At 64.3% G+C, this 20,096-nt stretch carries 15 protein-coding genes and 1 other RNA gene; 10 read left to right on the top strand and 6 right to left on the bottom strand.

Annotated features, from left to right (window positions below; genetic code table 11):
* Window positions 1-30: 30 nt before the first annotated feature.
* Window positions 31-2,649 carry a DNA gyrase subunit A gene (gene gyrA, locus QYH69_RS16160; protein ID WP_308832858.1) on the bottom strand — a complete coding sequence of 873 codons (2,619 nt, stop codon included), beginning with the start codon at window positions 2,647-2,649 and terminating at the stop codon, window positions 31-33.
* 594 nt (window positions 2,650-3,243) lie between these two features.
* Here gyrA and ompA point away from each other — a divergent pair.
* From ompA to QYH69_RS16135, 5 genes are all read left to right on the top strand, one after another.
* Window positions 3,244-3,894 (top strand): outer membrane protein OmpA, encoded by a 651-nt coding sequence (gene ompA / locus QYH69_RS16155; protein WP_308832857.1) that lies wholly within the window; start codon window positions 3,244-3,246, stop codon window positions 3,892-3,894.
* A 217-nt stretch (window positions 3,895-4,111) separates the two neighbouring features.
* Entirely contained in the window at window positions 4,112-4,810 is a 699-nt protein-coding gene (ubiG, locus tag QYH69_RS16150; RefSeq protein WP_308832884.1) for a bifunctional 2-polyprenyl-6-hydroxyphenol methylase/3-demethylubiquinol 3-O-methyltransferase UbiG, read from the top strand.
* 22 nt (window positions 4,811-4,832) lie between these two features.
* Window positions 4,833-5,546, top strand: a complete 714-nt coding sequence (locus QYH69_RS16145; RefSeq protein ID WP_308832856.1) for an HAD-IA family hydrolase — start codon at window positions 4,833-4,835, stop codon at window positions 5,544-5,546.
* Window positions 5,547-5,699: 153 nt separating this feature from the next.
* Window positions 5,700-6,069, top strand: a transfer-messenger RNA (tmRNA) gene (gene ssrA / locus QYH69_RS16140).
* A gap of 661 nt (window positions 6,070-6,730) precedes the next feature.
* A complete protein-coding gene (locus QYH69_RS16135; protein ID WP_308832855.1) occupies window positions 6,731-7,090 on the top strand; it encodes a hypothetical protein in 360 nt (119 codons plus the stop codon).
* A 170-nt stretch (window positions 7,091-7,260) separates the two neighbouring features.
* On the opposite strand, the gene QYH69_RS16130 is transcribed toward QYH69_RS16135, so the two are convergent.
* Both QYH69_RS16130 and QYH69_RS16125 read right to left on the bottom strand, forming a co-directional pair.
* The gene (locus QYH69_RS16130; RefSeq protein WP_075157823.1) at window positions 7,261-7,530 is read right to left on the bottom strand and encodes a hypothetical protein; all 270 of its coding nucleotides are present in this window, start codon (window positions 7,528-7,530) and stop codon (window positions 7,261-7,263) included.
* A 238-nt stretch (window positions 7,531-7,768) separates the two neighbouring features.
* Entirely contained in the window at window positions 7,769-8,860 is a 1,092-nt protein-coding gene (locus QYH69_RS16125; RefSeq protein WP_308832854.1) for a substrate-binding domain-containing protein, read from the bottom strand.
* Between the two features lie 93 nt (window positions 8,861-8,953).
* Between QYH69_RS16125 and QYH69_RS16120 the strand changes: the two genes are divergently transcribed.
* The 4 genes from QYH69_RS16120 to QYH69_RS16105 are packed head-to-tail and all read left to right on the top strand — an operon-like array spanning window position 8,954 to window position 14,272.
* Window positions 8,954-9,502: an NAD(P)H-dependent oxidoreductase subunit E gene (locus tag QYH69_RS16120; RefSeq protein ID WP_374992425.1), complete on the top strand. Its 549-nt coding sequence runs from the start codon at window positions 8,954-8,956 to the stop codon at window positions 9,500-9,502.
* Window positions 9,499-11,055: an NADH-ubiquinone oxidoreductase-F iron-sulfur binding region domain-containing protein gene (locus QYH69_RS16115; protein ID WP_308832852.1), complete on the top strand. Its 1,557-nt coding sequence runs from the start codon at window positions 9,499-9,501 to the stop codon at window positions 11,053-11,055. Before QYH69_RS16120 ends, QYH69_RS16115 begins: the two co-directional genes overlap by 4 nt.
* Window positions 11,056-11,069: 14 nt before the next feature.
* The gene (fdhF, locus tag QYH69_RS16110; RefSeq protein ID WP_075157827.1) at window positions 11,070-14,018 is read left to right on the top strand and encodes a formate dehydrogenase subunit alpha; all 2,949 of its coding nucleotides are present in this window, start codon (window positions 11,070-11,072) and stop codon (window positions 14,016-14,018) included.
* A gap of 8 nt (window positions 14,019-14,026) precedes the next feature.
* The gene (locus QYH69_RS16105) at window positions 14,027-14,272 is read left to right on the top strand and encodes a formate dehydrogenase subunit delta (protein ID WP_075157828.1); all 246 of its coding nucleotides are present in this window, start codon (window positions 14,027-14,029) and stop codon (window positions 14,270-14,272) included.
* A 107-nt stretch (window positions 14,273-14,379) separates the two neighbouring features.
* Here the strand turns inward: QYH69_RS16105 and QYH69_RS16100 are convergent, their stop codons facing one another.
* The 3 genes from QYH69_RS16100 to QYH69_RS16090 form a co-directional block, all read right to left on the bottom strand.
* The gene (locus tag QYH69_RS16100; RefSeq protein WP_308832851.1) at window positions 14,380-16,302 is read right to left on the bottom strand and encodes an FAD-dependent monooxygenase; all 1,923 of its coding nucleotides are present in this window, start codon (window positions 16,300-16,302) and stop codon (window positions 14,380-14,382) included.
* Window positions 16,303-16,480: 178 nt separating this feature from the next.
* Window positions 16,481-17,662 carry a cation diffusion facilitator family transporter gene (locus QYH69_RS16095; RefSeq protein WP_308832850.1) on the bottom strand — a complete coding sequence of 394 codons (1,182 nt, stop codon included), beginning with the start codon at window positions 17,660-17,662 and terminating at the stop codon, window positions 16,481-16,483.
* Complete coding sequence (locus tag QYH69_RS16090) at window positions 17,659-18,018, bottom strand: metalloregulator ArsR/SmtB family transcription factor (protein ID WP_308832849.1); 360 nt, start codon at window positions 18,016-18,018, stop codon at window positions 17,659-17,661. The genes QYH69_RS16095 and QYH69_RS16090 overlap by 4 nt, the downstream gene beginning before the upstream one ends.
* Window positions 18,019-18,224: 206 nt before the next feature.
* Here QYH69_RS16090 and QYH69_RS16085 point away from each other — a divergent pair, with 206 nt between their 5' ends.
* Complete coding sequence (locus QYH69_RS16085; RefSeq protein WP_308832848.1) at window positions 18,225-20,072, top strand: tetratricopeptide repeat protein; 1,848 nt, start codon at window positions 18,225-18,227, stop codon at window positions 20,070-20,072.
* The last annotated feature ends 24 nt before the right edge of the window (window positions 20,073-20,096 follow it).

The following is a 20,096-nucleotide window of genomic DNA, read 5'->3' as shown; positions in this document are numbered from 1 at the left end:
GCCAAGGAGTTGGTAGAATGTTTTGTCTTCCTAAGACCGCTTGGCCTCCCGACTTTTCGTCGTACCGTCAATGTCGCCGTCCACGTCGGCTTCCGCCTCGGCGATATGCTGCAGACCGGAGAGCTTCGTGCCTTCATCAAGGCTGATGAGTGTAACACCTTGCGTCGCGCGACCCATTTCACGGATCTCCGACACGCGCGTGCGGATCAGCACGCCGGTATCGGTGATCAGCATGATCTGCGCTTCCGGATCGACCAGCGTCGCGGCGACCACCTTGCCGTTACGCTCCGACGTCTGGATCGCGATCATGCCCTTCGTGCCGCGCCCGTGGCGCGTGTACTCGGTGATCGGCGTGCGCTTGCCATAGCCGTTCCGCGTTGCGGTCAGCACCGACTGCTTTTCGTCGCCGGCAACGAGCAGGGCTATGACCTGCTGGCCGTCGTCGAGTTGCATGCCGCGTACGCCGCGCGCTTCGCGGCCCATCGGCCGGACGTCGTTTTCATCGAAGCGCACCGCCTTGCCCGAATCGGAGAACAGCATGACGTCGTGCTCGCCGTCCGTGATGGCCGCGCCGATCAGGTAGTCGCCGTCGTCGAGGCCGACCGCGATAATACCCTTGCGCAGCGGCCGGCTGAACTGCTCGAGCGGCGTTTTCTTGACCGTGCCGAGCGCCGTGGCCATGAACACATACTTGTCGGCCGAAAACTCCTTGACCGGCAGCACCACTGTGATCTTCTCGCCTTCCTGCAGCGGGAACATGTTGACGATCGGCCGGCCGCGCGAATTGCGCGAGCCCTGCGGCACTTCGTAGACCTTCACCCAGTAGACGCGGCCGCGGTTCGAGAAGCACAGGATGTGGTCGTGCGTGTTCGCGATGAAGAGCGAGTCGATCCAGTCGTCTTCCTTCATCGACGTCGCCTGTTTGCCGCGACCTCCGCGCTTCTGGGCCCGATATTCGGACAACGGCTGCGATTTCACGTAGCCGGCGTGCGACATCGTCACGACCATGTCTTGCGGCGTGATCAGATCTTCGGTGTTCAGCTCGGTGGCGTTCATCTCGATCTTCGAGCGGCGTTCATCGCCAAATTCGCTCTTGATCGAGGTCAGTTCGTCGAGGATGATCGAAGCAATGCGCTCGGGCTTCGCGAGGATGTCGAGCAGGTCGGCGATCTGCGCCATCACCTCGCGATACTCGCCAATGATCTTGTCCTGCTCGAGACCCGTCAGGCGTTGCAGGCGCATCTGCAGGATTTCCTGAGCCTGCGTGTCCGACAGCCGGTAGAGTCCGTCGGTCTGCATGCCGAACGACGGATTGAGCCCTTCCGGACGGTATGCCTCGCGGCCGCCGGCTGCCGCGTTTTCGGTTTCCGCACGCTGCAGCATTTCGCGCACGAGCGACGAGTCCCACGAGCGGGCCATCAGCTCCTGCTTCGCGATCGGCGGCGTCGGCGCGGCCTTGATGATGTTGATGAATTCGTCGATGTTCGCGAGCGCGACCGCCAGACCTTCGAGTACGTGGCCGCGTTCACGCGCCTTGCGCAGTTCGTAGATCGTGCGCCGCGTCAGCACTTCGCGGCGATGCGACAGGAAATGCGTGAGCATTTCCTTCAGGTTCAGCAGCTTCGGCTGGCCGTCGACGAGCGCGACCATGTTCATGCCGAACGTGTCCTGCAGCTGCGTCGCCTTGTATAGGTTATTGAGGATCACCTCGGGCACTTCGCCGCGCTTGAGCTCGATCACGACGCGCATGCCGCTCTTGTCGGATTCGTCGCGAATGTCCGAAATGCCTTCGAGCTTCTTCTCGTTGACGAGTTCGGCGATGCGCTCGAGCAACGAGCGCTTGTTCACCTGGTACGGCAGCTCGTCGACGATGATCGCCATGCGCTGGCCGCGATCGATTTCCTCGAAGTGCGTGAGCGCGCGCATGACGACGCGGCCGCGCCCCGTGCGATAACCGTCGCGCACGCCGGCGACGCCGTAGATGATGCCGGCCGTCGGGAAATCCGGCGCCGGCACGATCTCGATGAGCTCGTCGATCGTCGCTTCCGGATTTTTCAGCAGATGCTGGCACGCATCGACGATTTCATTGAGATTGTGCGGCGGGATGTTGGTGGCCATGCCGACCGCGATGCCGGACGAGCCGTTGATCAGCAGGTTCGGAATGCGCGCCGGCAGAATGGCCGGCTCGTTTTCGCTGCCGTCGTAGTTCGGCTGGAAATCGACGGTTTCCTTGTCGATGTCGGCGAGCAGTTCATGGCCGATTTTGGCCATGCGGATTTCGGTGTACCGCATCGCCGCGGCGTTGTCGCCGTCGACCGAACCGAAATTGCCCTGCCCGTCGACGAGCATGTAGCGCAGCGAGAAATCCTGCGCCATGCGGACGATGGTGTCGTAGACCGCGGTATCGCCGTGCGGGTGATATTTACCTATGACGTCGCCCACGATACGCGCCGACTTCTTGTAAGCCCGGTTCCAGTCGTTGTTCAGCTCGTGCATCGCATAAAGCACCCGGCGATGCACGGGCTTCAGTCCGTCGCGGACATCGGGAAGTGCGCGCCCCACGATCACGCTCATGGCGTACTCGATATACGAGCGGCGCATTTCCTCCTCTAGGGAGATTGGCAGAGTCTCTTTGGCGAATTGATCCATTGTCCGTTTCGTTTACTTGCGGTGCAGTGGTTCGGCTGGCGGTAAAGTCCGCTGACCTTCGCCGACGTTCGCGTGCTGCGGCGCCTCGAAACGTGCGGCCGACAGCCAGCTGATGACGTTTGGAAAAGGTTCCCGAAATGAAGCCGAAAGATTGCGCACCACGGCGGCGCTGCGATCTCAGCGCATCTCGCGATTCTATCATGCGGCGCATTCGCGCCTGCCGACCTGCATGGGCCTCTCTGTATACCTATTAGCAGACCACCGGCGAGCGGGTCCTGGCGCCCCATTTGCAGTGCGTTCCGGCCCGCGTTCGGGCCCGTTTCCTGCTCCGCTTTGCTGCCTCGCGAGCCCCTGCGCCGCTTCTGTTGCGCATGCACCACATTCGAACGGGGCTGGATATAGGGGAGGGATTTTTTTATCGTCGGAAGGGAACGATATGGCAAAATGCCAACGCACAAAGTTAGACACTGCTCGAAGTCTATACAGCGCGTCTTTTGTTCCGCACCAATGTTATACTCCGAGCAATGTATGACGTGTCTACAGTCAACAGGCTCGCAGTAAACCTGCGGTAATCTCAATTTCGAGAGGAGAAATATGAATAAACTTTCAAAGCTCGCGTTCATTGCAGCTACCGCGGTAATGGCTGCATCGGCGTCGGCGCAATCGGTGCCGGCCTCGCGACAGGCAGTTAACGATAACTGGGTGAACGGCACCGGCGAATACGTGTGGATGAACGGCACGAACGAGCTTTGCTGGCGCGACGCGTTCTGGACGCCGGCAACGGCTAACGCAAAGTGCGACGGCGCACTCGTCGCACAGGCTCCGACCCCGCCGGCACCGCCGCCGCCGGTCGCTCCGGCTATTACGAGCCAGAAGATTACGTATCAGGCCGACACGCTGTTCGACTTCGACAAGGCTGTCCTGAAGCCGGCCGGCAAGGAAAAGCTGGACGACCTCGCAGCGAAGATCCAGGGCCTGAACCTCGAAGTGGTCGTTGCAACGGGCTACACCGACCGCATCGGTTCCGACAAGTACAACGATCGTCTGTCGCTGCGTCGTGCTCAAGCTGTGAAGGCATACCTCGTCAGCAAGGGCATCGAGGCCAACCGTATCTACACGGAAGGCAAGGGCAAGCGCGACCCGGTCACGCACGGTTGCAACCAGAAGAACCGCAAGCAATTGATCGCCTGCCTCGCACCGGATCGCCGCGTGGAAGTCGAAGTGGTCGGTACCGCGAAGCAGTAAGCGTCAAATTACCGCAGCATCGAAGCCCCGCCACGGCGGGGCTTTTTTTATCGACCTCGCTGCTCACCGCTACCCAGCAGAAGTTCGCTCGTAGGTGCATGGCCGCCGGCACGCGCGGCCAACACGCTCGACGGGCTTTTGCGGCACCTTGCGGTGACCTGTATACTCAGGGCTCGACCTCGTTGCCCTGCTCATCCGCCATCAAGGCCGCATGAACATGACCAATGCCGATCCCCACGAACTGCAGAAATTCAGCGATCTCGCGCACCGGTGGTGGGACCCCAACGCCGAATTCAAACCGCTCCATGAACTGAACCCGGTGCGGCTCGACTGGATCGACCGGCACGCGCGTCTCGCGGGCAAGCGCGTGCTCGACATCGGCTGTGGCGGCGGCATTCTGTCCGAATCGATGGCCGGGCTCGGTGCGTCGGTGAAAGGCATCGATCTGTCGCACGAAGCGCTGGGCGTCGCCGACCTGCATAGCCTCGAAAGCGGCGTTGCCGTCGAATACGAAGAGATCGCCGCGGAGACGCTGGCTGCACGCGATCCGGCGAGTTTCGACGTGGTGACTTGCATGGAAATGCTCGAGCATGTTCCTGACCCCGCGCAAATCGTCGCGGCCTGCAAGACGCTCGTGAAGCCCGGCGGCTGGGTGTTCTTCTCGACGCTGAACCGCAACGTAAAGTCGTATCTGTTCGCGGTCATCGGTGCAGAATACATCGCGCGAATGCTGCCAAGAGGCACGCACGACTATGCGCGCTTCATCCGCCCGTCCGAACTCGCCGGCTTCGTGCGCGCTGCCGGCCTGACCACGGCCGAAATCAAGGGCGTCGTTTATCATCCGATCGGCAAGCGCTTCGCGCTCTCCGCGGACACGAGCGTCAACTATATGCTTGCCTGCCGCCGCGACGCCTGATCAACCTCTGCCCTGCACTTTCATGAGCGATCCCACTCCTCTGCCGCAGCGTGAAGACGACGAGACGTCGCTCGGTCTTTGCCAGGGCATTCTGTTCGATCTCGACGGCACCCTCGCCGACACCGCCCCCGATCTCGCTGCCGCGGTCAACAAGATGCGCGTCGATCGCGGGCTCGAGATGGTGCCGCTCGACCAGTTGCGGCCGCTCGCGTCGGCCGGTGCGCGCGGCCTGCTGGCGGGCGGATTTGGCGTCGGCCCGGCGGATCACGAATTCGCCTCGATGCGCGAAGAGTTTCTCGCGAACTACGAAGCCGATCTCTGCATCGAAACGACGCTTTTCCCCGGCATCGGCGAGCTGCTCGACGAACTTGACGAACGAGGCATCCGCTGGGGCATCGTAACGAACAAGGTGACCCGGCTCACGGAGCCGCTCGTCGCGCAGCTCGGACTCGACACGCGCGCGGGCTGCGTGGTCAGCGGCGATACGACACCGCATTCGAAACCTCACCCCGCGCCGCTGCTGCATGCGGCAAAAGAACTCGCTCTGCAGCCGGAGCGTATTGTCTATATCGGCGACGACCTGCGCGACGTGCAAGCGGGCTTTGCCGCTGGCATGGTCACCGTAGCTGCCGCATATGGCTATTGCGGCGCCGACCTGCCGCCGACGCAATGGCATGCAAGACATGTGGTCCAATCGCCAGCCGAGTTGCAGAAACTTCTGCGCGACATCAGCTAGGTCTGGGCAAGCGAAACGGTACGGTTCGTACTGCGCGACGGCAAAGCGGCCGGACGGCACGCCGCGACACCTGGCTTCACGATATGTCGGTGACGTGACACCCTGGCTATTGTAAAATGCCTGTTGACCCGCAGTTTTGGGTCTCTCTACCGTGGGGGCGACCCGGTTTCGACAGGGGTTGTGAAGCGGTCAGGGCATGTCGAGGACCCGTCACCTCGTTAATCAATGGGAAAAACGTAACTGCAAACGACGATACGTTCGCACTGGCAGCCTAAGGGCCGCCGTCCTCTGCCTGGCTCACTGACGGGCTAGCGTCGCAAGACCGGTAGCAATACCGCCAGAGGTCATTTACGTCAGTTAAGCCTTGGTGGCGTCACGACGCCCGGGTCGAAAATCTAGTGAATCGCCGTTGCGCAGCGTGTTCGTCCGCGTCGCCGCGGTTAAATCAAATGACAGAACTAAACATGTAGAACTGATCGTAGAGCGCTACTGGACGCGGGTTCGATTCCCGCCGCCTCCACCACAATTTTCTAGCGCGCCTTTCTGCGCGTGTTTTCTGTCTCTGGCGCGCGATGTGAAACATAACCCGAACGCTTCGGGTACTCAGACAAAACGGCCCCTCGCGGGGCCGTTTTCACATCGCCCGGGTGCAGCGCAGTCCTAGCGGCGCACGACGATTGGGATCACGTTGTTATTGTTGACGAACATCGTCGGATAATTGCCGCCTTTGTTGCTGCCACCCGCCACGCTCGATTTCATGAGCTGATTACGATCTATTTTCTGCATTTCAAATACTCGCCAATAATGGATTGAGATCAATTCGGTTCGTCAGAAACACGTCTGTATTGACGACCCGCATCTATCATAGGCGCCGCTTTTATCGTAAAAAATGCTGCTTGACATCATTTAACCACGCTCGAAAATACCTGAAACGATTTGCGGACTTGCCCTACGCAACGAATGACACATATCGAGAAGCCGGCCATAGACGCACAACGGCCGACGCGCAACTGCCAGATGATGCGCAACGTATCAGCCTCGCGCTAATTGCGAACTATATTGGGAGGAGGCCGGAATAATCGCATGCCGCCATTCGTTTAATGCCCGCACGTCGCCGCAAACCGGCGCGTGCCGCGGTTCGACGCACACACTCCACACACAACGTTCAAAACAGGAGCAGCATCATGCGCAAGACTCTTCTCCTCATCGCCGCTGCCGCAATCTCGCAAATGGCGTTCGCCGAGGTGCCGAAGGCAATGGACGGCCGCCTCGTCGATTCAGAGGGGTACACGCTGTACACGTTCGACAAGGACACGACGCCCGGCCAGAGTGCCTGCAGCGGCGCATGCCTGAAGAAATGGCCCGCTGCGCAAGCGGCGGCCGGCGACAAACCGACGGGCGACTGGACGATCATCAAGAACGCCGACGGCGTTCCGCAGTGGGTCTACAAGGGTCACCCGCTGTATCGCTTTGCCGACGACAAGAAGCCCGGCGATACTGCCGGCGACAACTTCCGCGACGTTTGGCACGTCGCGAAGCCGTAATCGGGTATGGGATTGTGAGGCGCCGCCAAAGGCTGTGGCCGGCCGGCGCCACCGCAGCGGCGCACTTCAGCAGGTTGCGCAAGGCCGGCGAGTGAGCCGGCGAACCTGGGGCAAAGACGCAAACCGGCCGGGAGCTACGCCCCGCAAAGACACGCGCAGAGTGCGACCGCCTATTGCGGGTCGTCCGGACACTTCAGGTTGCAGCCGTCCGGATCGCCATTGTCGCCCCGCTTGCGCAGTTGCGACGGCGCGCCGCGCTGGTACTTCTTCGAGGGCGCCGATGCGGCGAATTGCATCTGCGGATGCTCCTGGAAGTGGAAATCGTCCGTCAGGATGCCGCCGGGAACGCCCGGCGAATTCTGTGCGAAAGCAACCGATACGGTCGCAAGCAATGCGCCCGCCGCGGCGGTGGCAACGATGGTCTGAATCAGATATTTCATGGCGGGTTCAACGCGGCATATAAACCGCGCGCGAGGTCGAATACGAAGTTGTAAAGATTAGCGCAAAGTGCCGCCAGGCGCACCTTCCGGTCGCATCCGACCGTTACGCGTTCTTACTGGCGCGGCGCTCGCAGACCGATCCACGGAAAACGCATGCGGCAGGGGCAGCGAGCCCTTCCGCCTGCTGCCGCGAGCCCGCCCGCCACTGCCGACACTAGCCAGCACTGGCCGCCACCCGTTACACCGGCGCATCCACCGCGCTGCTCGTCAGTCCCTGATCGAGTTCGACCACCTTGCCGCACTCCTGCGGATCGTAGCCATCGAGCTGCGCGACGCGCTGCCGGAATGCTTCGCCGCGCAGCACCGCGACCACTGCGGCGAGCGGCATGCGTTCGAGCCGCGCGCGCTCGCATGCAAAGTAATAGTCTTCATCGACGACCGGCACGAAGTCGAGCCCGAAGTGATGCGCGGCCGGTTCGACGCCGAAGCCGATGTCCGCCATCCCGCTCGCGACGAAGGCCGCGATCGCCGAGTGCGTGAGTTCGGTCGACGCGTAGCCGTTGACGCGATCCGGATCGACGCCGATATGGCGCAACGCGAGATCGAGCAGCATCCGTGTACCCGAGCCGGGCTGTCTGTTAACGAAGCGGATATCCTCGCGCGCCAGATCGGCGAGGCCGGCAATTTTCTTCGGATTGCCCTTCGCCAGAAAGAGCCCCTGCTTGCGGCGCGTCAGATGAATCAGCACGTGACGCAGCGGATCGAGCCACTGCCGGTATTTCGCGCTGAAAGCCTCGCGAAACTCGCCTCGCGGCATATGAAAGCCGGCCAGATCGCACTCGCCGCGCGAGAGCGCGACGATCGCTTCCGCACTGTCGCGATACTTGATGTCGAGCGATACGTCGTCCGCCACGAGCGCCGTGACGAGCGACGCAACCGCGTAACCGTGCGAAGCATGGATCCGCACATCGTCGCGCGGCGGCGTCAGCCACCGGTTCAATTCGCTCGCTACTTCGCTCGCGAGCGCCTCCATATTGCCGTCGAGCCGCTCGCCGCACAGACGCTGCCCGCGCAGCACGGCATGGCCGAGTTCCGACAGCACCGAGCCGCGTCCGCGCTCCTTTTCGATCAGCGCACCGCCGAGATGCGTTTCGATGCTGCGCAGCAAACCCCACGCATGACGGTAGGACAAACCCTTAAGGGCCGCCGCCTGCGCAATGCTGCCCGTCTCCGCCACCAGCGCCAGAAGCGGCACGACATCAGTCAGGCTGGTGCTTCGGCCTTCCTGGTCACGCACGATTAGCTGCGCCTCACATTCAATTCGGATCATATATGCCGCGTTAGTTCCTATTGCGAAAGGCCGTTCACACGCCTATCGTTCGCTCTATCCATACTGAACAAACAAAGCATAGATGCACACTTTATGAATGACAAGTGCATATCTGACTTTGGAGGAGCCCCCACAGTGGAACCAGCCACCGCTCTCGCACCGGAAGCACTGGTGCAGCGTCACGCGCGGCCGGGCATGTCGCTCGTTGCCGTGCTGCACGCCATTCAGGACGACGTCGGCTTCGTGCCGCCCGCCGCCGTCGCGCCGCTCGCGCGCACGATGAATCTGTCGCGCGCGGAAGTGCACGGCGTGATCACCTACTATCACCATTTCCGCCAGCAGCCGGCGGCGCCCGTCACGGTGCAGTTGTGCCGCGCGGAAGCGTGCCGCAGCATGGGCACCGAGGCGCTCGCGAAGCACATCGAAACCCGCACGGGCTGCCATTTCGATGCGCACAGGCACGACGCGCAGAAGCACGCGCACGACGATAGCAACGTGGCGCTCGAATCGGTCTACTGTCTCGGTCAATGCGCGCTGTCGCCGGCCATGATGATCAACGGCGAACTGCACGCGAAGGTCACGCCGCAGAAGTTCGACATGCTGCTCGCCGCCGCGATGAAACAAGTGGAGCAACCGGCATGACGCGCATCTACGTTCCCCGCGATTCTTCCGCCCTCGCGCTCGGCGCCGACAAGCTGGCCGCCGCGATCGCCGCCGAAGCCGCCCAGCGCGGCGTTGCAGTCGAACTGATCCGCAACGGCTCGCGCGGCCTGCTCTATCTCGAGCCGCTCGTCGAAGTCGACACACCGGCGGGCCGCGTCGGCTACGGCAACGTCGAAGCAAGCGACGTCGCGTCGCTGTTCGATGCGGGCTTCGTCGAAGGCAAGGCGCATGCGCGCCACGTCGGCCTCGTCGAAGAGATTCCGTATCTGAAGAAGCAGCAGCGCCTGACGTTCGCGCGCATCGGCATCACCGATCCGCTGTCGACCGACGACTACGTCGCGCACGGCGGTATCGAAGGCCTCAAAAACGCGCTCGCGATGGACGGCGCCAAGGCGTGCGAAGCACTGATCGAATCGGGCCTGCGCGGCCGGGGCGGCGCTGCGTTCCCGGCCGGCATCAAGTGGCGCACCGTGCTCGGCGCGAAGGCCGATCAGAAATACATCGTCTGCAATGCGGACGAGGGCGACTCGGGCACGTTCTCCGACCGCCTCGTGATGGAAAGCGATCCGTACGTGCTGATCGAAGGGATGATCATCGCCGGCATCGTGACCGGCGCGACCGTCGGTCATATCTATGTGCGCAGCGAGTACCCGCATTCGATCGCCACGCTCGAAGCCGCGATCGCGAAAGCGCGCGCGGCCGGCTGGCTCGGCGACAGCGTGCTCGGCTCGCAGCATCGCTTCGAACTGTTCGTCGCAAAGGGCGCGGGCGCGTATGTGTGCGGCGAGGAAACGGCGCTGCTCGAATCGCTCGAGGGCAAGCGCGGCATCGTGCGCGCCAAGCCGCCGCTGCCGGCGCTCGCGGGCCTGTTCGGCAAGCCGACCGTGATCAACAACGTGATCACGCTCGCGACGGTGCCGATCATCTTCGCGAAGGGCGCCGCCTTCTACAAGAACTTCGGCATGGGCCGCTCGCGCGGCACGCTGCCGTTCCAGATCGCCGGCAATGTGAAGCAGGGCGGGCTCGTCGAGCTCGCCTTCGGCTGCACGCTGCGCGAACTGATGTTCGACTACGGCGGCGGCACCGCAAGCGGCCGGCCGGCGCGCGCGGTACAGGTGGGCGGCCCGCTCGGCACGTATCTGCCGGAAAGCCAGTGGGATATCCCGCTCGACTACGAGGAATACGCGAAGGTCGGCGCCGTGGTCGGTCACGGCGGTCTCGTGATTCACGACGACACCGCGAACCTCGCGGACCTCGCGCAATACGCGATGCACTTCTGCGCGCTCGAATCGTGCGGCAAGTGCACGCCATGCCGGATCGGCTCGACGCGCGGCGTCGAAGTGATCCAGCGGATCCGCAACGGCGACACGTCGACGAAGCAGGTGCAACTGCTGCGCGACCTCTGCGACACGATGGTGTCCGGTTCGCTGTGCGCGATGGGCGGCATGACGCCCTTCCCGGTCGTCTCCGCGCTCGACCATTTCCCCGAAGACTTCGGTCTCGCCACCACCGCGCCGAAAGCGGCGGCCTGACCCAGGAGCCCAACATGTCCGATGTGCTCAACCCCTCCGCCGGCGGCTGCGGCTCCGGCAATTGCAGCTGCAAATCGCAGGCGATGCAACGCGCGGCCGCTAACCGTGTGCCGTTCGACGATACCGACTTCGGCACGCCGCTGCGCCACGCCGATGTCGACGTCACACTCGAGATCGACGGCGAATCCGTCACGGTGCCGGCCGGCACGTCGGTGATGCGCGCGGCGATCGAAGCCGGCGTCAACGTGCCGAAACTGTGCGCGACCGACTCGCTCGAGCCGTTCGGCTCGTGCCGCCTGTGCCTCGTCGAAATCGAAGGCCGGCGCGGCTATCCGGCCTCGTGCACGACGCCGGTCGAAGCCGGCATGAAGGTGCACACGCAAACGGACCGCCTGCAGTCGCTGCGTCGCAACGTGATGGAGCTCTACATCTCCGATCACCCGCTCGACTGCCTGACCTGCCCCGCCAACGGCGACTGCGAACTGCAGGACATGGCGGGCGTCACGGGTCTGCGCGAAGTGCGCTATGGCTTCGATGGCGACAACCACCTGAAGGACAAGAAAGACGAGTCGAACCCGTACTTCACGTACGACCCGTCGAAGTGCATCGTCTGTAACCGCTGCGTGCGCGCGTGCGAAGAGACGCAAGGCACGTTCGCGCTGACGATCGCCGGTCGCGGTTTCGAATCGCGCGTCGCGGCAAGCGAAAACCAGCCGTTCATGGAATCGGAATGCGTGTCGTGCGGCGCCTGCGTGGCCGCGTGCCCGACCGCGACGCTGCAGGAAAAGACTGTCGTCATGCTGGGCCAGGCCGAGCATTCGGCGATCACGACCTGCGCATACTGCGGCGTCGGCTGTTCGTTCAAGGCCGAGATGAAGGGCAACCAGGTCGTGCGCATGGTGCCGTACAAGAACGGCGAAGCGAACGAAGGCCATGCCTGCGTAAAGGGCCGCTTCGCATGGGGCTATGCGACGCACAAGGATCGCATCACGAAGCCGATGATCCGCGAAAAGATCACCGATCCATGGCGTGAAGTGAGCTGGGACGAAGCGCTCACGTATGCCGCGACGCGCTTCCGCCAGATTCAGGACAAGTACGGCCGCGACTCGATTGGCGGCATTACGTCGTCGCGTTGCACGAACGAAGAAACTTATCTCGTGCAGAAGCTCGTGCGCGCCGCGTTCGGCAACAACAACGTCGACACCTGCGCGCGCGTGTGCCACTCGCCGACCGGCTACGGCCTGAAGACGACGCTCGGCGAATCGGCCGGCACGCAGACCTTCGCATCGATCGGCAAGGCCGACGTGATCGTCGTGATCGGCGCGAATCCGACCGACGGCCACCCGGTGTTCGGCTCGCGCCTGAAGCGCCGCGTGCGCGAAGGCGCAAAGCTGATCGTGGTCGACCCGCGCAAGATCGACATCGTCGATACGCCGCACGTGAAGGCGTCGTATCACCTGCAACTGCGTCCGGGCACCAACGTCGCGATCGTCAACGCGCTCGCGCATGTGATCGTCACCGAAGGGCTGTTGCAGGAGCAGTTCATTGCCGAGCGCTGCGAAACGCGCGCATTCCAGCAGTGGCGCGATTTCGTCTCGCTGCCGGAGAATTCGCCGGAAGCGACGGCGAGCGTGACCGGCGTGCCCGCCGACCAGGTGCGCGAAGCGGCGCGCCTCTATGCAACCGGCGGCAACGCGGCGATCTACTACGGTCTCGGCGTCACCGAGCACGCGCAAGGCTCGACGATGGTGATCGGCATCGCGAACCTTGCGATGGCGACCGGCAACGTCGGCCGCGAAGGCGTCGGCGTGAATCCGCTGCGCGGCCAGAACAACGTGCAGGGTTCATGCGACATGGGCTCGTTCCCGCACGAACTGCCGGGCTACCGCCATATCAGCGACCCGATCACGCGCGCGCTGTTCGAGGAAGCGTGGAACGTCGAGCTGCAGCCGGAACCGGGTCTGCGCATTCCGAACATGTTCGATGCGGCGCTGCACGGCACGTTCAAGGGTCTGTATTGCCAGGGCGAGGACATCGTCCAGTCCGATCCGAACACGCAACACGTCGGCGCGGCACTGGAGTCGATGGAATGCATCGTCGTGCAGGACATCTTCCTGAACGAAACCGCGAAGTTTGCGCACGTCTTGCTGCCGGGCTCGACCTTCCTCGAAAAGGACGGCACGTTCACGAACGCGGAACGCCGCATCTCGCGCGTGCGCAAGGTAATGCCGCCGATCGCCGGCTATTCGGACTGGGAAGTGACGATCCTGCTGGCCCGCGCGCTCGGCTACGAGATGGACTACACGCATCCGTCCGAAATCATGGACGAAATCGCGCGCCTCACGCCGACGTTCCATGGCGTATCGTTCGCGAAGATCGACCAGTTGGGCAGCATCCAGTGGCCGTGCAACGAAGAAGCGCCGAACGGCACGCCGACCATGCACATCGGCGAGTTCGTGCGGGGCAAGGGCAAGTTCGTCATCACGAAGTTCGTCGCGTCGCCAGAAAAGGTCACGCAGAAGTATCCGCTGATCCTGACCACGGGCCGCATCCTGTCGCAGTACAACGTCGGCGCGCAGACGCGCCGTACCGAGAACTCGCGCTGGCACGAAGAGGACCGCCTCGAGATCCATCCGCACGACGCAGAAGAACGCGGCATCAAGATGGACGACTGGGTCGGCATCGAATCGCGCTCGGGCCAGACCGTGCTGCGCGCGAAGGTGACCGAGCGGATGCAGCCGGGCGTCGTCTACACGACGTTCCACTTCCCCGAATCGGGCGCGAACGTGATCACGACCGACAGCTCGGACTGGGCGACCAACTGTCCGGAGTACAAGGTGACCGCGGTGCAGGTGATGCCGGTCGAGCAGCCGTCGCAATGGCAGAAGGACTACTCGCGCTTCAACAGCGAGCAGCTCGATCTGCTGAGAAAGCGCGAGCTGGCCGCGACTTCCGGTAAATGAGGTGAGCGATGGACGAGAATAACCTGATCGACATGGCCAACCGCATCGGCGACTTCTTCGAGTCGATGCCGGATCACGAAGAAGCAATGGCCGGCGTCGCCGATCATATTCGCCGTTTCTGGGAACCGCGCATGCGGCGTCAGTTGTTTATCGCGATCGACGAAGGGCGCGCGCAGGACATGACCGCGTTCACGCGCGAAGCGGTGACGCGTTTTCGCGAGAAGCTGATGCCGGCCGCGCCGGCCGCCGTGTAAGCGTGTAAGCGCATTCAGGCGCTCGCTTCATCGCAAGCGCCCCGCCTCGCCTCGAGAAGGCCGCCCTGTGCATCGGGCGGCCTTTGTTTTTGTTCGGCGCGCGCGGCTCAGGTGAGCGGCGTGGGCGGCTCCGGCTCGACACCCTTCGCAAACCAGGCCTCGCAATGCCGCAGCAAACCGTGCAGGTCGGACGACACGCGGCCGCGCGCACAGACATAGCCATCGGGCCGCACGAGGTAGAAACACGGGCGCGTGCGGCCATACGATTCCGCAAGCGCCGGCCCGCCCTCGCCGAGCGCATCGGTCACGCGCCAGGTACGCACGGCGCCCGGCAGCAACGCGTCGACGTCGGCGACAAAACGGTCGATGTCCGCCGCGCGCACCGGCTTGCGGCGCAGCGCCGGTTCCGGCGTGTCGTGCGGCACCCCGGCGGCAGTCTCGGGCGCGACCAGCACGAACAGCGAGAAAAACGCCGGATCGTGCAGGTCGAATACGCAACCAGTGCCCGGCGCCCGACCAAGCGGCCCATCGACGACATGCACGAGCGCATCGGGCGCGCGCTCGCCGGCACGCGGTCCGCCGTCGAGCACACGTTCGAGCGTCAACGGACTGCGCCGGTACTGGATCGCAAGCTCGCTGATCTGCAAGCGCGCCGCGTCGCGCAATGGGCCGAGCGACGCGAGCACCGGCATCACGCGGTCGCGCAGCAGCTTCAGCGGCCCACGATCGGCCTCGGCCATATGCGTCATGAAGCTCGATTGCCGAAGCACTTCGCGCTCGATCGGATGACGCTCGAGGTGATACGTATCGAGCAGGCGCTCCGGCGCGCCGCCGCTCAGTACGCGCGCAATCTTCCAGCCCAGGTTGAACGCTTCCTGCATGCCGGTATTCATGCCCTGCGCGCCCGCCGGGCTATGCACGTGCGCCGAGTCGCCGGCCAGAAACACGCGGCCGACGCGAAGCTGCTCGACCATGCGGCTATTCACATGGAAGTAGCCGGACCACCTGAGATCGGTTAGCGCAAGCGGGTGATGAAGGCGCGTCGCCGCGAGCGTCCGGCATGCATCGAGTGTCGGCGCGGGCGCGGCGTGTTGCGCGTACCGTCCTGCCGGCGAACCGGATGAATCGAGCCGCGCATGCGGATGGTGCGGATCGCCGGACTGCGGTGGCGTGTGCGATTCCGTCGGTGCCGCGCCGTGCTCGGACGCATGCGACGCGGCGCCGTGCGCGGCGGCTGCTTCAAGGGACGCTGCCTGAGTTGACCCTGCCTGAGTTGACGACGCATGCGCGTCGGTCGATGCATGCGCGGTGTCCGCGGCGGCCGCGCCGTCGAGCGCGGGATGATCGGCAATCAACCGGTAGCGGCCCTTTCCCATCGGAAAAAGCGCGGCCAGCCCGTCGCCCGACGCGAAGATATGGAACTCGTCGTCGGGCCAGTCGGTATCGGCCATCAGGTCGGCAAGCAGGAAGGTCTGCTCGAACGTCCTGCCCGCGAAGTTCATCGCGAGCCGGTGGCGGATGCCGCTGTGCGCGCCGTCGGCAGCGATCATGTATGACGGATGCAGCGTCTCCGTGTGGCCGTTCGAGCGTTGCAGCGTCGCATTGATGCCGGCCGCGCCCTGCGAGAACATCGCAAGTTCGACGCCGCGTTCGATCTCGACGCCCAGCGTTGCGAGATGCGCGGTCAGGAGACGCTCGGTCACGGACTGATCGAGAAACAGCATGTACGGATAACGCGTTTGCAGCGGATCGAAATCGAGCCGTGCAAGCCGTTGCCCGTTCGAATACAGATTCGCCGCTCGCGCGCGATGACCGAGGTCGAGAAACGGCTCGATCAGCCGATGCTGTTCGAGCAGTTCGAGCGTGCGCGCCTGAATGCCGATCGCGCGCGAATGCGGATCGGGACGCGCGGCCTTGTCGATCAAACGTACCGGAATGCGCGCGCGGGCAAGGCTCATCGCCGCAGCGAGGCCCGTGGGACCCGCGCCGACGATCAGCACCGGTGGCATGTCGAACCAGGCAGCGGCCATGCAGACCTCCGGAAATCAGCATGCCGCCTAGTGTACGCCGCCGTCTTCACGCGCGACGCGTCGCTAGCGCGCAGTGCGCCGACGGTTGATCGGGACGCGAGGCACGCGTCGAGGCGAAGCCGATGTCGGGTGGCGCATGCTGCAATGCACATGTGCGCAAGCGCCATGCGACCGTGCGTCAAGCCTTTGCGCCCGGCGGATGATCGAGCGTACAACGGTGTTCGGTCGTGCCCATGTCGACCTGCAGCGTCGCGTGATGCATCTGAAAGTCGTCGCGCAGCACCGCGACGATGCCGTCGACGGCCCGGTCGCCCGGATGTCCGGCCGGCATCACGAGATGCGCGGATAGCGCATTGCCGGTGGTCGAAAGCGCCCATACGTGCAGGTCGTGCACATCGGTCACACCGGGCTGGGCGGCCAGATAGTCGCGAATGCGCTGCAGATCGACGCCGGGCGGCACCGCGTTCATCGCAAGCGACAACGAATCGCGCAGCAACCCCCACGTGCCATACACGATCACGAGGACGACGACGATGCTCATCACCGGGTCGAGCCACCTCCAGCCGGTTCCGAGAATGATGAGACCGCTAATGGCGACGGCCGCCGACACCGCCGCATCCGCAACCATGTGCATGAAGGCGCCGCGGATGTTCAGGTCTTCCTTCTGGCCGCGCATGAAGAGCCATGCGGAAAAACCATTGACGATCATCCCGACGGTCGCGACGACGAACACATCGAATCCTGCGACGGGCGCCGGATTGAACAGGCGCTCGATCGCCTCCGCGACGATCACGCCGCACGCGAACAGCAGCAGGCCCGCGTTCGCGAGCGACGCGAGGATCGACGAGCTGCCGAGGCCGAACGTATAGCGCGCGGACGGGCGGCGTTTCGCAAGCTGGATCGCGCCCCAGGCGAGCAGCAGGCCGAGCACGTCCGAAAGATTGTGGCCGGCGTCGGCGAGCAGCGCCGTCGAATGCGCAAGCACGCCGTAGATCGCCTGCACGACGACGATGGTCACGTTCAGCGCGACCGCGAGCGCGAACGCGCGGCCGTGGCCTTCGACCGGGGCGTGGTGATGGTGGCCGTGGCTATGGGAGCCGTGACCGTGGCTATGGGAGCCGCCGCCGTGGCTGTGCGAGCCGTGCGATGCGTGGCCATCGGTGCGGGAATCGCTATGGACCGGGTGGTCGTGCGAATGGCCGTCATGCGAATGGGCGTGCCCTTGGGCGGCGTCGCCGCTCGCGGCATGCTCATGCGACGTGTGATCGCATGTCCCGTCGCGGCGATGCGCGCCGCGCGCGGAGTCTTCGGGACGGTTCAGCGCCGCATCGGGCTGCCGGGAACTGGGGGCGTATTTCATTGCTCGTCCCGTGAAAGATCGGAGATCGGTTCCGCCACGTGCTCGAGCATGTCGGCGAGCATACCGCTGATATGGCGGTCCGCGGCAACGTAGAACACCTGTTTGCCCATCCGTTCGGCACGCACGACGCGCGCCGCGCGCAACAGCCGCAGATGATGGCTGACGAGCGACTGCGATAGCCCCAGCGATTCAGCGATCACCCCGACCGGGCGCGGCTCGTTTGCGCACGCGAGCACGATGCGAAGCCGCGTCGGATCGCCGAGCAGACGGAACAGGTCGGCAACCGGCACCACGCGCTCATCGGAAGAAAGCGGCGAATCGGCTGGAATGCTCGGCACAGCGGACGCGGCAGGCATGGCTCGCAAACTCAGCGAAATGTCAGGGGAAAAAGAAAAAACAGCGGAAAAGTACTAACGACGCAATCACAAATGCAATGACAAACGCAACAACATATGAACACACATTCATATGTTACATGCAACAGTATCTTCGGTCAATTGCGGTGGCGCTTTCCGAGTGTGGGAAAATGCGCCATTTGCCTGCACAAACCGCTTTACCCGTCATGCATCCAGTTTTCGACCGCGCGTTCGCGGCGCATCGTGACGGCCGCCTCGACGACGCCGAACAAGGTTACCGCGCGACGCTCGAAGTCGATCCCGTTCACGTCGACGCACTGCATCTGCTCGGCGTGCTGCGCCACCAGCAAGGACAACACGCCGAAGCCGCCGCGCTCGTCAAGCGCGCCGCCGACCTGCGCCCGCAGGATGCCGCGCTGCAACTGAATCTCGGCAACGCGCTGAAGGCGCTCGGGCAGCTCGACGACGCGATCGAGCGCTTTCGCAATGCATTGACGCTCGCGCCGTCGTTTCCAATGGCGCACTACAACCTCGGCAATGCATATGCGGCGGCCGGCCGTCACGAAGACGCAGCCGACGCGTTTCGCCGCTCGCTCGGCCTGCAGCCGAACGACCCGTCGTCGCACAACAACCTCGGCAACGCGTTGCATGCGCTGGGCCAGCACGAGGAAGCGATCGACTCGTTTCGCCGCGCACTCGAATTGCGGCCCGGCCATGCAGGCGCGCACAACAATCTCGGCATGGCGTTCAACGCGCTCGACGAAACCGAACAGGCGATCGCGCAGTTCCGCGCAGCGCTCGCCGTCGAACCGCGCTTTGTTGCCGCGCACTTCAATCTCGGCAACACGCTGCATGCGACGGGCCGCTTCGACGAGGCGGCCGCCGCGTTCGAAGCCGTGCTCGCGCTGCAGCCGCATCTGCCGCCGGCGCTATTCGGCCTCGGCAACGCGCTCGCCGCATCGGGACGCCACGCCGATGCGTTGCCGCGCTTCGAACGCGCGATCGGCTTCGACCCGAAATTCGCGCTCGCGTGGCTCGGACTCGGCACCGCGCATCAGGCGCTCGGTGCGTACGCGGCGGCACTGCGCGCCTTCGACGAAGCGCTGCGGCTGCGCCCCGATCTCGGCCTTGCGCATCTGCATCGCGCGGTCACGCATCTGACGCTCGGCAATTTCGAGCGCGGCTTGCCCGAGTACGAATGGCGGCTCGAATCGTCTACGTCGGGCGGCCCGATGCTGCCGCGCTGGCGCGGCGAGCCCGCCGATACGCGCACGCTTTTGGTCCACGCGGAACAGGGTTTCGGCGACACGCTGCAGTTCGTGCGCTTCGTCCCGCTTGCCGCCGCGCGCGCAGCGCGCGTCATACTCGAAGTGCAGCCGCAGCTCGTGCCTTTGATTGCGGCCGCCGCGCAGCAATGGGGTGTCCAGCTGATCGCCCAAGGCACGCCGCGGCCGCGCGCCGATCTGCAGATTCCGCTGCTAAGCCTGCCGCTCGCGCTCGGCACGACCTTCGACACGATTCCCGCGCGCACGCCCTACCTTGCCGCGGCGCCGGCATACCGGCGCAAATGGCGCGGTTCGCTCGGCGGACACGCGAAGCGCAAGATCGGTCTCGCGTGGTCGGGGCGCATCCAGAAGCAGGAAAACCGCGCGATGCCGCTGGCGGCGCTCGAGCCGTTATTCGCGCTCGACGGCATCGACTGGATCGTGCTTCAGCCCGAACTCGCCGAAGCGGAACGCGCGGCGCTCGCCGCACACCCGCGCGCGAAGTCGATTCACTGTTTCGGCGAGCGCATCGGCGATTTTGCCGACACCGCCGCGGTCGTCGAGCGGCTCGACGCCGTGGTCTCGGTCGATACGGCGATCGCGCATCTGACGGGTGCACTGCGCAAGCCGCTGTGGTTGATGCTGCCGTTCTCGGCGGACTGGCGCTGGTTCACGGGCGATACGCGCAGCCCGTGGTATCCGGGCGCGCAGCTCGTGCGGCAACCGCGCCCCGGCGCATGGGACGAAGTCGTCGCAGCAGTTGCGCTCGCGCTGCGCGACGACGCGTAGCGACTCCCGGCAGCGCCGGTGTGC

Origin of the sequence: Paraburkholderia sp. SARCC-3016 (genome assembly GCF_031119615.1) — a bacterium.
Lineage (GTDB): Bacteria > Pseudomonadota > Gammaproteobacteria > Burkholderiales > Burkholderiaceae > Paraburkholderia.
This window is presented reverse-complemented; position numbering and strand designations above follow the sequence as displayed.

Bases quoted from the DNA above. Each gene is read 5' to 3' on its own strand.
- QYH69_RS16105 (WP_075157828.1), top strand. From the start codon at position 14,027: ATGGACGAGAATAACCTGATCGACATGGCCAACCGCATCGGCGACTTC.
- QYH69_RS16115 (WP_308832852.1), top strand. From the start codon at position 9,499: ATGACGCGCATCTACGTTCCCCGCGATTCTTCCGCCCTCGCGCTCGGC.
- QYH69_RS16085 (WP_308832848.1), top strand. From the start codon at position 18,225: ATGCATCCAGTTTTCGACCGCGCGTTCGCGGCGCATCGTGACGGCCGC.
- gyrA (WP_308832858.1), bottom strand. From the start codon at position 2,649: ATGGATCAATTCGCCAAAGAGACTCTGCCAATCTCCCTAGAGGAGGAA.
- QYH69_RS16145 (WP_308832856.1), top strand. From the start codon at position 4,833: ATGAGCGATCCCACTCCTCTGCCGCAGCGTGAAGACGACGAGACGTCG.
- fdhF (WP_075157827.1), top strand. From the start codon at position 11,070: ATGTCCGATGTGCTCAACCCCTCCGCCGGCGGCTGCGGCTCCGGCAAT.
- ompA (WP_308832857.1), top strand. From the start codon at position 3,244: ATGAATAAACTTTCAAAGCTCGCGTTCATTGCAGCTACCGCGGTAATG.
- QYH69_RS16130 (WP_075157823.1), bottom strand. From the start codon at position 7,530: ATGAAATATCTGATTCAGACCATCGTTGCCACCGCCGCGGCGGGCGCA.
- ubiG (WP_308832884.1), top strand. From the start codon at position 4,112: ATGACCAATGCCGATCCCCACGAACTGCAGAAATTCAGCGATCTCGCG.
- QYH69_RS16135 (WP_308832855.1), top strand. From the start codon at position 6,731: ATGCGCAAGACTCTTCTCCTCATCGCCGCTGCCGCAATCTCGCAAATG.
- QYH69_RS16125 (WP_308832854.1), bottom strand. From the start codon at position 8,860: ATGATCCGAATTGAATGTGAGGCGCAGCTAATCGTGCGTGACCAGGAA.
- QYH69_RS16120 (WP_374992425.1), top strand. From the start codon at position 8,954: ATGAATGACAAGTGCATATCTGACTTTGGAGGAGCCCCCACAGTGGAA.
- QYH69_RS16090 (WP_308832849.1), bottom strand. From the start codon at position 18,018: ATGCCTGCCGCGTCCGCTGTGCCGAGCATTCCAGCCGATTCGCCGCTT.
- QYH69_RS16095 (WP_308832850.1), bottom strand. From the start codon at position 17,662: ATGAAATACGCCCCCAGTTCCCGGCAGCCCGATGCGGCGCTGAACCGT.
- QYH69_RS16100 (WP_308832851.1), bottom strand. From the start codon at position 16,302: ATGGCCGCTGCCTGGTTCGACATGCCACCGGTGCTGATCGTCGGCGCG.